Genomic DNA, 12,133 nt, shown 5'->3' on the forward strand with positions numbered 1-12,133 from the left:
AAGATGTTCAGCTGTAAAAGGGGTCCGCTAAACACGGACACCGGATAGTGAGGCGTTATTCCCCTTTGAAATGCGGCGTGCGTTTTTCTTTAAACGCGGCTTTACCTTCCCGTGCATCGTCGGTGTAAAAGCATAGGGTACGCAGGTCGCGCTCGTAGCGAACAGCCTGGTCGAGCGGCATATTGACCGCGGCGCGCATGTTCAGCTTCGCCGTCTGGGCCGCAATCGGCGGGCGTGACGCAATAGTGGAGGCCAGCGCTTTCACCGACGCCATCATCGCTTCGGCCGATTCAAACAATTCATCAACGATGCCCCATGCCAGCCCGGTGGCGGCGTCAACCGGATCGCCGGTGTAAAGCATGCGCGACGCGCGGGACGCGCCGATGGTTTTATTCAGGTACACCGCCATACCGCCGCCGCCGACCCAGCCCAACTTGATTTCCGGCGCGCCAAAAAGGGCATTACGGGTGCTGACGCGGATATCACAGCACAAAGCCAGCTCCAGGCCGCCCCCGAGGGCGTAACCGTTAATCGCGCAGATCGTGGGTTTGGTGATTTCCGCCATCGCGTCGCAGTGATCGTGTTTCATACGGTGGATCCACGGAGACGGGTAAGAATCCAGCTCTTTGATATCGCTGCCGCAGCAGAAGGCTTTAGGGCCGTTTGCCGTCAGTACCACCACGCGGACGTCAGGCGCTTCGTTACACCATGAAGCAAGTTTCGTGATGGCGACCGACATGGCGGGGGTGACGGCGTTCAGTTTTTCCGGGCGATTCAGCGCGATAATGGCGACGCTGTCCGCCAACGTAAACTGCACGTTGGGATCAATTTCAAAGTCGAACTCAGCCATCGATTTTCTCTCCATTGGTGCGGATGACCGTGCCGGTTTCCTTCAGGGCGGCGATTTGCTGCTCAGTGAAGCCCAGTTCGGCCAGGATTTCATCCGTATGCTGGCCGACAAACGGCGTCGGGCGATAGATGGAAGAGGGGGTTTTGCTGAATTTGATGGCGAAGCCCGGCGTCTTCACTTTCCCTTCGCTCGGATGGTCGTATTCGACGAAGGTTTCGTTGTGAATGACCTGCGGATCTTGCACCACGTCTTCATAACCGTAGACCTCACTGCTCCACAGTCCTTCCGCATCAAAAGCGGCCCGCCATTCTTTGGTGGTGCGCTCCCGCAGTTTTTCGCGGGTCACCCGGAAAATGAAATCGCGCTGAGGCAATGTATGCCCGTCGACTTCATCTTCCATGGTGTCGAATTCAGGCACGTCGAGGATTTTGCCGAGCGTGGGCAGGTGCGGCGTCACCAGGGTGATATAGCTGTCGGCCGTTTTAAACACACCATACGGCGCGCGGATATAACAGTGCCCGTGCGGTTCTTCGCTGCGGCGCTGCGGTTTGCGGCCCTGCGTGAATACGGTCATTTCCTGCATCTGGTTGGCGATGATCGCATCCAGCATGTTGACCTGGACCAACTGGCCTTCGCCGGTACGTTCACGGTGAAGGAGCGCCGCCAGCGCCCCTTCAAATGCGGTATACGCGGTAATGGCGTCGACCACGTACTGGCCGGAAGGTTGGGGCGGGGTACCGGCCGCACCGGTACTGAGCATGGCGCCGCTGAGCGACTGCAACAGTAAATCCTGGCCCGGGCGTTTTGAATAGGGACCGGTTTCCCCGTAGCCGGACATTGAAACATACACTAAATCCGGTTTTATTTTTTTCAGGGTTTCATAGTCCACGCCCAGACGCGCAGCGACACCCGGGCGATAGTTTTGAATAAAGACATCCGCTGTTTTAACCAGCTTATACAACAGCGCCTTGCCCTCTTCATCTTTCAGGTTCACGGCCAGGCTGCGCTTGTTACGGTTCAGGGACAGAAACGACGTGTTGATGACGTTTCCAAATGCGGCGCCGGCCGACGTGTGGCGTTGCCATTCGCCGGAGGTCGGCTCGACTTTAATCACATCGGCGCCCATATCCCCCATGCGCAGCGCCGCAAACGGCCCGGCCATCGCAATTGAACAGTCAAGTACCCGATACCCTTTAAGAATTGACATAAAACGACCTCTTGCTCTCAGAAACGCCGCCATCCGGGGCGGGGATGATTGATGGAAATAATTTAGGCGAAATTTATTAGATATTATATATAATATTTAAAAAAGTGTGATGATGATCGAAATTTCTATGCGTGCTAACCGATAGAATCAGGGTCAGTGTTTGGTATCTTATTAATTAATAAAGGAATTATAATGAAAACATTCAAAGGGTTAACCTGGGATCATCCGCGCGGCCACCGGCCTCTTCAGGCGTGGGCGCGAGAAGACGGTGCGGTAAAGGTGGACTGGGCTGTCCAGAAACTGGAAGGTTTTGAGTCCCATCCCATTGATGAGCTCGCCGAGAGATATGATTTCCTGATTGTCGATAATCCCGGCATCGGTGAAGCGGCGGAGAAAGGCTGTTTACGTCCCCTGGAGGCGTTTCTAAGCGAGGCGCAGTTATCCTTCCTGCGTAACAGCAGCGTAGGTCCCTCCTTTGACAGTTACCAGTATTACGGCCGGCACTGGGCCATTCCCATTGATGCCGCCGCCCAGGTTTGCGCGCTGGCCGGGCAGGCCGCCTCGGCCCAGCCGGACACCTGGCAGGAAGTCCTGCGTTTGAGCCGGTTAAACCCGGGACGGGTGGCGCTGTCGTTGGGCGGACCTCATGCGCTTTTGACATTTTATGCCATTAGCCTGTCGCTGGGGGGCACGCTTTTTTTGGGCAATGATTTTGTCCTGGATAAGGCGGTGGCGGCCCAGGCGCTGACATTTATGAGGGAGATTTATTCCTCTCAGCAGCCCGGGCTGGTTGATCTTAACCCCATCGGGTTGCTGGATGAAATGGCTCAGGGACGTGTTGACCTGTGTCCCGCCATTTTCGGTTATGTCACTTACGCCACGCCTGACGACGGCAGGCCCGTCAGCTTCGTTGACATTCCCCACTGCGGCGAACCGGCTATGCGTGGATCCATTTTGGGCGGGACCGGGCTGGCGATTTCCGTGCATTGCGGGCTAACGCCTGGTCTTATCGACCACATCATGCGGTATGTGTCAGAACGCGTACAGTCCACGCTGGTGGTTGAAAACGGCGGACAGCCCGCCAATGTCCGGGCATGGCATGATCACCATGCCAACGAACTGACGGGCAACTTTTTCCGCAACACGTTTTCAACCGTTGCCAATGCCTATGTCCGGCCAAAGTATCACGGCTACATCCCGTTCCAAGACAGTTCATCCGCCATCGTCCGCGATGGCCTGGTTAGCGGAAAACAGGCCGGGGATATCTTCGACGCCATCCGGGAAAACCACGGGCGCTACCTGCCCTGAGGAATATGCGGATTTATCCCTACGCCCGCCCGGCGGCGTTAGGGAAACTAAAGGGCGCGTTTTATCGGGCTGTGCTGTATGAGATTTGGCGGTCAAAGCCCAGGATGATGTGGTCCGCTGATTTACTGCGATACATTTCCGCGTCCCGCCGCTCTATGGCATCGATAATCTCATCATGCTCATCGCACAACAGTTGCAGGTCAGGCACGCCGCGCTCCTCGTGAAAGCGGCCCACCTGCGGTCCATAGTTCAGGGTGGCGTACATCTCGATAATTAAATCATTACGTGACGCAATGACAATGTGCTTATGAAATTCGGCATTAAGATTAATGAAATAACTGTACTGTTCATACCGGGGGCCATAATGGTGGGTACGCATGGAATCATTGAGCTGGCGAAGATAAGCGATTTCATCCGGCGTAATATTCGTAAGGACCATGTCGGCTATGGCAGGCTCAATCAGCAGGCGCGCCTGCTGCCACTGGGCAATATCCCGGGCGTCGGGTTTATCCGCCACCCGGAATCCTTTGTTATGCTCCAGTAAAATGAGTTTTTCTGCGGCGAGACGAAACAGCGCTTCCCTCACGGGTATGCCGCTGACGCCAAACCGTACGCTCAGATTTTTAACGATAAGCCGCTCACCGGATTTAAGCTGATTGGAAATGATCTCCTGCTTTAGCAGCTCATAAACTTTATGGCTGATGCTCTCGTGCTGCAGCATAGGGCCTCTACGGATTATACAAAATATATAATATCCTAACACTTATACTACTTACTGGCAATTTAACATATTGGCAACAAGCCGCCCTGATCAATATTTATCAATCCGCCTGGGCTTTTCTTATTTTGCGTCTCTGGCAGGGAATCCCTTTGCCATTAACTGGCAATATAGGCGCAGGGAAAGAACGCTTGCATGATTAACACCACAGAATGAACGCTGTAATCCTATGGAGAGGTCTATCAAATACATAGGGTAATACAGGTGTGACTGGGTTAAGTCCGCGTATAGAGTAGCAATGAGAATACATAAAAGGAGTATGGTCATGAGCAATTCGATTGATGAAGAAGCAAAAGACGCAAAGCCGATTGTTGAAGCAGAAAGAGAAGCATCAGAGAGTAAATGCCCTTTTCATGAAGGAAATTCCAATAAGGCATCCGGCGGAGGGACACATAATCGGGACTGGTGGCCTAACCAGCTCAGAGTCGACCTCCTGAATCAGCACTCAACCCGCTCTAACCCGTTGGACGAATCCTTTGATTACCGCCAGGAATTCGCCAAATTAGATTACTCCGCGCTCAAAGCCGACCTGAAAGCGCTGCTCACTGAGTCGCAACCCTGGTGGCCCGCCGACTGGGGCAGTTATATCGGTCTTTTCATCCGCTTGGCGTGGCACAGCGCCGGGACTTATCGCGCCGTCGACGGGCGCGGCGGCTCGGGACGCGGCCAGCAGCGCTTCGCACCGTTGAACTCCTGGCCAGATAATGTCAGCCTCGACAAGGCGCGCCGTTTGCTGTGGCCGGTGAAGCAAAAATACGGGCAAAAAATTTCCTGGGCCGACCTCTATATCCTTGCGGGCAACGTCGCTCTGGAAAACTCCGGTTTCCGTACCTTTGGCTTTGGTGCCGGGCGCGAAGACGTATGGGAACCCGATCTGGACGTGAACTGGGGCGGCGAGACAACCTGGCTTGAACACCGCCATCCTGAATCGCTGGCGCAATCGCCGCTGGGCGCAACGGAAATGGGGCTGATTTACGTCAATCCCGAAGGCCCCAACCACAGTGGTGATCCCGCCTCGGCCGCCCCGGCTATCCGCGCCACCTTCGGCAATATGGGGATGAACGATGAAGAGACCGTTGCGTTAATCGCCGGCGGCCATACGCTGGGCAAAACGCATGGCGCAGGTCCCGCCAGCCATGTCGGCGTTGACCCTGAAACCGCGGCTATTGAAGCGCAAGGCCTGGGCTGGGCGAGCAGTTTTGGCTCGGGTGCCGGGGCTGATGCCATCACCTCCGGTCTGGAAGTGATCTGGTCGCAGACGCCAACGCAGTGGAGCCATAACTTCTTCGAAAATCTGTTTAAATATGAGTGGGTACAGACGCGCAGTCCGGCGGGCGCTATCCAGTTTGAAGCGGTCAATGCGCCGCAGAGTATTCCTGATGCCTTTGATGCCGAAAAAAAACGCAAACCCACCATGCTGGTCACCGATCTGACGCTTCGTTTCGATCCGGAGTTTGAAAAGATAGCGCGTCGTTTCCATGACGATCCCCAGGCTTTCAACGAAGCCTTTGCCCGGGCGTGGTACAAGCTGACTCACAGGGATATGGGACCCAAGGCGCGTTATATCGGGCCCGAGGTGCCAAAAGAAGACTTAATCTGGCAGGATCCGCTGCCGCTGCCGGTATATCACCCGACTAGCGCCGATATCGCACTGCTGAAAGAAAAAATTGCCGCATCCGGCCTGAGCGCCGGTGAACTGGCCTCGGTGGCATGGGCTTCGGCATCAACCTTCCGCGGCGGCGACAAACGGGGCGGCGCAAACGGGGCGCGGCTGGCGCTGCTGCCGCAAAGAGAATGGGACGTGAACGTCATTGCCGCCCGCGTCCTGCCCACGCTGGAAGCCATTCAGCAGTCATTGCAGAAAGCTTCCCTGGCGGATGTGATCGTGCTGGCCGGCGTGGTCGGTGTAGAACGGGCGGCGAAAGCGGCCGGCGTTGAGATTGATGTGCCTTTCACGCCAGGTCGTGTGGATGCCCGCCAGGATCAGACTGATATCGCCATGTTCGAATTGCTTAAACCAAAAGCGGATGGTTTCCGTAACTATCGCGGTGTTTTCGACAGTACATCGACTGAGGATCTCCTGATCGACAAGGCACAGCAGCTTACCCTCACCGTGCCGGAATTAACGGTGCTCATCGGGGGTTTACGGGCGCTTGGAACAAACTACGATGGCAGCCAGCTTGGCGTGTTTACAAATAACCTGGGTGAACTTAATACTGACTTCTTTGTAAATCTACTGGATATGGCCATTGAATGGAGAGCCATCGACTCCTCAGGTGAACGATTCGAGGGGCGCTATCGCGCCAGTGGCGAGGTCAAATACAGTGCAACGCGCGCCGACCTGGTATTTGGCTCTAATGCCGTATTACGTGCATCAGCAGAGGTTTACGCCAGCAGTGATGCCAAAGAAAAGTTTGTTAAAGACTTTGTCGCGGCCTGGACGAAGGTGATGAATCTGGATCGATTCGACTTATAAAAATTGTTGACCGGCAGCAACGATAGAGATCGCCTGGTAAAAAGCCCGTTTCAGGGAACTGACGCGGGCTTTTCTATGTCTGGTGATGCGAAAAGAGCCTGTGCCCGTAAGCGGGCCGGAAGACGGGTGAGTGCCTATCATGCGCCTGAAGAATAACCGGCTTATGCTGGCTGACAAGACCTGCGGCCTGGCGCTGCGTTTATCGGCTGACCAGAAATGGCACCTTGTTTTTCCGCATTGCCGATAAACCTCACAGAAGTTCCTGTGCCTACAAGGCTTACGGCTGGCGAATCAAAGCCCGATTCGTCAGCCGGCACAAAAGGGCGCCTGACAGGGGAAAACGGCGCCGGGCTTCCCAGTCTTTGCGCCCGTTAGTTTTCCCGGGAGGAGAAACACCTGTGCGTCAGTTTCAGCCTAAACCATCCCTGACCCGCTTTTGGTTAACGCCTCGTCATTTCTACCCGGCGCACACGTCCGGGCCACATCAGTAATAATTTAGCTGAAACGATAAAGCAAATGTTGTTGTATAACGCAAATATAAAGTAATGCATCGATGTTATTTCATTATTATTGCGATATGAACCCCATTTTTATCGCATTTTTAGTTCACTTTTCTATCAGGTGAAGCTCATCACATTTCTTTAACCTGCTTGCCAGTAGATTTTCTTAGGCAAAACAATAATCGATTCAGCAAAAGGGAAGAGAAATGAAAACTAAACTGGCTTTAACGGTACTTGCAGTCATGATTTCGGGTCATGCCGCGGCTAAAACCTGGGTGCTGACAAGTGCTGAAGTGGGCGCTGAAAAGGGAAACTGGAAGATTTCAAGCACAGAGCTGAAGGTAAAGGATAAGACGTTCAGCATTGAACAGAAAGTGCTGCACGGCGGTAAACAAGAAGGCAGCAAAGTGATTGTCATCAGCAGCAAAGATGGCCTCACCATTACCCTGAGTCCAACCCGCGGGATGAACCTGCTGCGGGTTGAAGGCTTCGGTTCGAAAATGGGCTGGGATTCCCCCGTCAAAGAGGTGGTCAACCCGGCGTTTATCAATCTGGAAAGCCGCAATGGGGTGGGCTGGCTGGAAGGTTTTAATGAAATGATAGTCCGCTGTGGCTATGAATGGACCGGTCATCCGGTTACCGCAGACGGTCAAATCTACACGCTGCATGGTAAAGCGGGCAACACCCCGGCCTCACAGGTGGAAGTGGAGGTGGCGGATACGGCGCCCTATGAAATTCACATTCGTGGCCTGATCAAAGAAAGCACCTTCAAGAAAGCCGATTTGCAGACCATGACCGAACTGCGCTATGTGCCTGGTAGCAACAGTTTCAGCCTGCATGACGTCTTAACCAACCATGCGGATTATCCCCACGATTACCAGATTATCTATCACAGCAATTTCGGCGCGCCGATTCTGGAAAACGGCGCGCGCTTCCTGGCGCCGATGGCCAGTATCAGTCCGTTTAACGATTATGCCAAAGACGGACTGAAGACATGGCAAACCTTTGCCGGTCCGACCAAAGGGTTTGATGAAATGGTCTTTAACATCAGGCCGCTATCCGACCAGAACCACCAATCACTGGCGGCAGTCGTGAACAAAGAGGGAGATCAGGGCGCATCCATCCAGTTCGATACCCGTCAGTTACCCGTGCTGACGTTATGGAAGAATACCGATACGGTAAAACAGGGGTATGTAACGGGTATCGAACCAGGCACCAGCTATGCTTACCCGGTCACCATCGAGCGTGAGCAAAAACGCGTTAAGCAACTGCAGCCGGGAGCCAGCACCCAGTTTGATCTGACCTATACATTACTGCACGGCAAAGAGCAGGTCGCAGAAGTTGAGAAGAAGATTGCGGCTATTCAGGGCGAGACCAAAATCGATGAAAACGCAGTGCCGATAGCGAAGGAGTAAATCGCCAGGCTAATGCTCCCGGAAGTCCAAATCCGGGAGCACAATGACAGGGATTGCGGTATCAGCGTTTGCGGAGCAGGCATATCAGGGGGCCGGGCATGATTTTTTCGTGCCATGCCAGCATGCTAAGTCGGTTAAACGAAGATGAGGCATTTTCCTGCCAGCGCCACGATGCGTCCCGCACGCTGGGCCATTCCCCGTGGCGCCGTCTCACCACGCGACAACTTCATCAGCCCAAGGCGGATTCGCCCCCGCGCGCGACACGGTAATCGCGGCCGCGCCAACCCCGAGCGCCAGCGCGGCGCGCATCTGCTCCTCGTTCAGTCCGGCAATGGCCGCCTTGGTCAGCAACCCCTGGGCGTGCAGGCTGGCCAGTATCCCGGCATTTACCGTATCTCCGGCTCCCACCGTATCCACCACGGGCACCTTGACCCCCGGAATATGCACCCTGGCGGCGGCCGAATAGGCGTCGGCGCCGGCAGCGCCGCGGGTGATGACCATCAGGCTTGGACCGCGCGCCAGCCAGCGGCCGGCAATCTCCTCGTCGCTGCCGCTTTCCCCGAACCAGGCTAAATCCTCGTCGGAGAGTTTGACGATATCCGCCAGGGCCATCATGCGTTGCAGGCGGGCAAGATAGGTCTCCCGGTCGGCGATGAAGTTGGCGCGGATATTCGGGTCGAGGAACATCACCCGTTGCGGCGCGTCACGCGCCATCAGGGCTTCATAGACGCTGCCGCAAGGCTCGGCGATCAGGCTAATGCCACCGAACAGCAGGGCGGTCGCCTCTTGCGTGGCCGGCAGATCGCTTTCCGTCAGCATGCGGCCCGCGGTATTCTCGTCATAGAAGGTATAGCGCGCCTGGCCCTCAACCAATTGCGCAAACGCCAGCGTGGTCGGGAGCGCGGAGCAGGCCGCATGCGTGCCATCGACATTGGCGCGCGACAGGGCGTCGCGCAGTATCCCGCCCATAAAATCGGATGACAGACCGGAGAACAACCCCGTCGGCACCCCGAGCCGCCCAAGGGCTATCGCGGTATTGAACGCCGCGCCGCCGGGGCAGGGAAGAAAGGCGGCTTCCCCGCCCGCGGTAACGCGGGGCAACATATCTATCAGCGCTTCGCCGCAACATAAAATCATCAGCGTTCTCCTTCACCCACCGTGACCACCGGCGGTGTTTCAAGCTGGTCGGCAACTTGCATCCAGCATGCGGCGAAATGACCGTAAGCGGTTTTGATCGCCACCCCGGTCGGCAGTTCCGGGCATTCATTCTCGCCGTTGCTGCCCCAGTTCACCCAGCCGGACTGGCGGCGCTGCACAATTTGAAAGGCGCCGGAGGGGCGTGAAGTCCACCAGACCATGGCGCGGCCCGCGTCCTGGTGGTATTCCACCGTTTTGCTGGCCGGTCCCGGGAAAATCGTTTCATGCGCCATGGCGGAGACATCCACCGCCTGGTCCGTCAAGACCCAGGGGCGGTCATTCAGATCGGCGCTGACGTGCGCGCGGGCTCTTACCCGGGCCAGCCTGTCCCGCAGTTCGTCTTCGTCGAGCACGTTTTCCCAGGCGCAGAACAGGCGCCAGTAGAGATCCCAGTGGGCCGACGCCATATCCGCCAGCCGGGCGCGGAACTCTTCAAATTTCGGGCTGTGATTCGCTGAGTTGGCCACCGTATCGGCCACCATCGCCACCAGTTCCCCGGCGTAGGGATCGCCGGCGCGATAGCGCGTTCCACCGTAGGCGGCGAAGCGATCAAATACCAGCTGTCCCGGGCCGCCTTCAAACTCATCGCCGACAGTGATTTTATCGGTTACCGAGCGGCCGTTGATCTCGGTCTGGAAGCTATCGACCCGGTAGCGGCGCTGAAAGAAGGGTGTTTTATAAAAAAATTGCCAGTCGATGCTAAAGCGCTTGCCGCGTAATTCCGGCAGCAGACCGTCGGGGATCACCCCATGCATGCGGTAATGATGCAGTACCGGTCCGCATTCCACGGTTTCAATGGCCACCGTGGTATGTTCGGGGGGGTTGATCAGCCCGTTTTCCGGAGTGAAAAAGGGGCCATAGAATCCGCCGATGGCGTTATTCCCGGACGGCAGCAGCTCAAAACCATCCCCGGCGGCGCGGAAATGGCGGATGCCCCACTTCGATGAACCCGCCCCCTGGGCGGTGCCGCGGCACAGTTCAAGATCGAAGGCGCCGGTATCGAGGCGCGCGAAGCAGTCGATTTCTTTGCCGGGCAGTGGCTGAATACCGCCGAACCGCGCGGCTTCCACCACCGTACAGGGCCGCTCGAGGGTGAAACGAAGCCGGCCGGTAAAGCTGACGGTAGCGATAAAGCGGGTGCGGCCATGGCCTGAACCGGCGGCGAGCCGCTGGCAGAGCACCGGCTCGCCACTGTCGGTGGCGGCCAGCCACAGGTCGCCGGCAACATCCCGTTCGATGGCGAATATCACGGGTTCATGCACCCGCTGCCCGGAAAGCGGATCCGTGACGGTAATGGTATCTGACATGCAGGGTCTCCATAACAAGAGGCATAGGGTCCGCTGCCGCGACAGCGGACTGAGTAAGGGAACATCCAGGCGGCGTTATGACGGCGGGGTTTTTTGCCGGCGCCAGAAGGTGAACAGCTCCGGGCGCTGTTTAAGCCCGTCGATGGCCACCGCCAGGATAATAACGATTCCTTTGATCAGCAGTTGGGTGAAGAAGGGGACGCTGAGGAGGATAAGCCCGGTGCTCAGCACGCCAAGAATAATGGAGCCGATCAGCGTGCCGATAATTCGTCCGCGTCCGCCCGACAGGCTGGTGCCCCCCAGCACCACCGCGGCGATGGCGTCCAGTTCATAACCGGTGCCCGCCGTGGGCTGGGCCGAGATAACCCGCGCCGCAAAGATAATGCCCGCCAGGCCCGAGCAGATGCCGGCAATAACATACACGGAGGTGGTAATGCGATTGACTCGCACCCCGGCCAGGCGGGCCGCCTGGGCATTGCCGCCCACCGCGTACAGGTGGCGCCCGTAGCGGGTGCGCTCCAGGATAAACCACGCCAGCACATACACCACGGCCATGATGATCACCGGGATCGGGATGCCGGCCAGGTAGCCGTTGCCAAGTTCGCGAAAGCTCAGGCTGCTTGACACAATGGGCTGGCCTTCGGTGATGGTGTAGGCCAGTCCGCGTAAAAATGTCATGGTGCCCAGGGTAACAATAAACGGCGCCAGCGACAGGTAGGCCGTCAGCGTGCCGTTGATAAGCCCGCAGGCGGCTCCGGCGAGGGTGCCGGCGAGAATCGCCACCGGCGCCGGCCAGCCGGCCATGGCCGCCACCACGGACACTACGCCTGAGACGGCGACAATAGAGCCGACGGACAAATCAATCCCGCCGGTCAGGATCACAAAAGTCAGTCCCGCCGCCAGGATCGCGTTCACGGATATGGAGCGGGCGATATTCAGCAGATTGTCCACCCGATTGAAATTCGGGGCGAACAGCGACATCAGTAGCACCAGCGCCAGCAACACCATCAGAATTCCCACCCGATCCCACCAGCGGGCAAAATCAAACGGCGCCCGGGCGGCCGGCGTTGCGGAAACAGGATTCTCTTTGTTCAT

At 56.9% G+C, this 12,133-nt stretch carries 9 protein-coding genes; 3 read left to right on the forward strand and 6 right to left on the reverse strand.

Translation table 11 applies throughout. The features are described from left to right. Positions 1 to 55 precede the first annotated feature (55 nt). Together ACL2XM_RS04980 and ACL2XM_RS04985 are read right to left on the reverse strand one after the other, a co-directional pair. Entirely contained in the window at positions 56 to 850 is a 795-nt protein-coding gene (locus tag ACL2XM_RS04980; RefSeq protein ID WP_410014566.1) for an enoyl-CoA hydratase/isomerase family protein, read from the reverse strand. Then, on the reverse strand, positions 843 to 2,057 hold the full coding sequence (locus ACL2XM_RS04985) for a CaiB/BaiF CoA transferase family protein (RefSeq protein ID WP_410014567.1): 1,215 nt from the start codon (positions 2,055 to 2,057) through the stop codon (positions 843 to 845). The genes ACL2XM_RS04980 and ACL2XM_RS04985 overlap by 8 nt, the downstream gene beginning before the upstream one ends. A gap of 192 nt (positions 2,058 to 2,249) precedes the next feature. Here ACL2XM_RS04985 and ACL2XM_RS04990 point away from each other — a divergent pair, with 192 nt between their 5' ends. Then, positions 2,250 to 3,365, forward strand: coding sequence for a hypothetical protein (locus tag ACL2XM_RS04990; RefSeq protein WP_413732543.1), 1,116 nt, complete (start codon positions 2,250 to 2,252; stop codon positions 3,363 to 3,365). Between the two features lie 61 nt (positions 3,366 to 3,426). Here ACL2XM_RS04990 and ACL2XM_RS04995 read toward each other — a convergent pair whose 3' ends face one another. Then, positions 3,427 to 4,086: a GntR family transcriptional regulator gene (locus tag ACL2XM_RS04995; protein ID WP_410014569.1), complete on the reverse strand. Its 660-nt coding sequence runs from the start codon at positions 4,084 to 4,086 to the stop codon at positions 3,427 to 3,429. Between the two features lie 322 nt (positions 4,087 to 4,408). Here ACL2XM_RS04995 and katG point away from each other — a divergent pair, with 322 nt between their 5' ends. Together katG and ACL2XM_RS05005 are read left to right on the forward strand one after the other, a co-directional pair. Further along, positions 4,409 to 6,619, forward strand: coding sequence for a catalase/peroxidase HPI (gene katG, locus ACL2XM_RS05000; RefSeq protein WP_413729902.1), 2,211 nt, complete (start codon positions 4,409 to 4,411; stop codon positions 6,617 to 6,619). Positions 6,620 to 7,325: 706 nt separating this feature from the next. Next, positions 7,326 to 8,534, forward strand: a complete 1,209-nt coding sequence (locus ACL2XM_RS05005; RefSeq protein WP_413732544.1) for an aldose 1-epimerase family protein — start codon at positions 7,326 to 7,328, stop codon at positions 8,532 to 8,534. Positions 8,535 to 8,744: 210 nt separating this feature from the next. Here ACL2XM_RS05005 and ACL2XM_RS05010 read toward each other — a convergent pair whose 3' ends face one another. The 3 genes from ACL2XM_RS05010 to ACL2XM_RS05020 all read right to left on the reverse strand — a co-directional run bounded on the left by ACL2XM_RS05010 (position 8,745) and on the right by ACL2XM_RS05020 (position 12,133). Further along, positions 8,745 to 9,671, reverse strand: coding sequence for a carbohydrate kinase family protein (locus tag ACL2XM_RS05010; protein ID WP_410014572.1), 927 nt, complete (start codon positions 9,669 to 9,671; stop codon positions 8,745 to 8,747). Beyond that, a complete protein-coding gene (locus ACL2XM_RS05015; protein WP_410014573.1) occupies positions 9,671 to 11,038 on the reverse strand; it encodes a hypothetical protein in 1,368 nt (455 codons plus the stop codon). Before ACL2XM_RS05015 ends, ACL2XM_RS05010 begins: the two co-directional genes overlap by 1 nt. A gap of 75 nt (positions 11,039 to 11,113) precedes the next feature. Then, the gene (locus ACL2XM_RS05020; RefSeq protein WP_410014574.1) at positions 11,114 to 12,133 is read right to left on the reverse strand and encodes an ABC transporter permease subunit; all 1,020 of its coding nucleotides are present in this window, start codon (positions 12,131 to 12,133) and stop codon (positions 11,114 to 11,116) included.

The sequence above is a fragment of the Sodalis sp. RH20 genome (genome assembly GCF_047324205.1).
Taxonomy (GTDB): domain Bacteria; phylum Pseudomonadota; class Gammaproteobacteria; order Enterobacterales; family Enterobacteriaceae; genus Acerihabitans.

Bases quoted from the DNA above. Each gene is read 5' to 3' on its own strand.
- ACL2XM_RS05020 (WP_410014574.1), bottom strand. From the start codon at position 12,133: ATGAACAAAGAGAATCCTGTTTCCGCAACGCCGGCCGCCCGGGCGCCG.
- ACL2XM_RS04985 (WP_410014567.1), bottom strand. From the start codon at position 2,057: ATGTCAATTCTTAAAGGGTATCGGGTACTTGACTGTTCAATTGCGATG.
- ACL2XM_RS05010 (WP_410014572.1), bottom strand. From the start codon at position 9,671: ATGATTTTATGTTGCGGCGAAGCGCTGATAGATATGTTGCCCCGCGTT.
- ACL2XM_RS05015 (WP_410014573.1), bottom strand. From the start codon at position 11,038: ATGTCAGATACCATTACCGTCACGGATCCGCTTTCCGGGCAGCGGGTG.
- ACL2XM_RS05005 (WP_413732544.1), top strand. From the start codon at position 7,326: ATGAAAACTAAACTGGCTTTAACGGTACTTGCAGTCATGATTTCGGGT.
- ACL2XM_RS04990 (WP_413732543.1), top strand. From the start codon at position 2,250: ATGAAAACATTCAAAGGGTTAACCTGGGATCATCCGCGCGGCCACCGG.
- ACL2XM_RS04995 (WP_410014569.1), bottom strand. From the start codon at position 4,086: ATGCTGCAGCACGAGAGCATCAGCCATAAAGTTTATGAGCTGCTAAAG.
- ACL2XM_RS04980 (WP_410014566.1), bottom strand. From the start codon at position 850: ATGGCTGAGTTCGACTTTGAAATTGATCCCAACGTGCAGTTTACGTTG.
- katG (WP_413729902.1), top strand. From the start codon at position 4,409: ATGAGCAATTCGATTGATGAAGAAGCAAAAGACGCAAAGCCGATTGTT.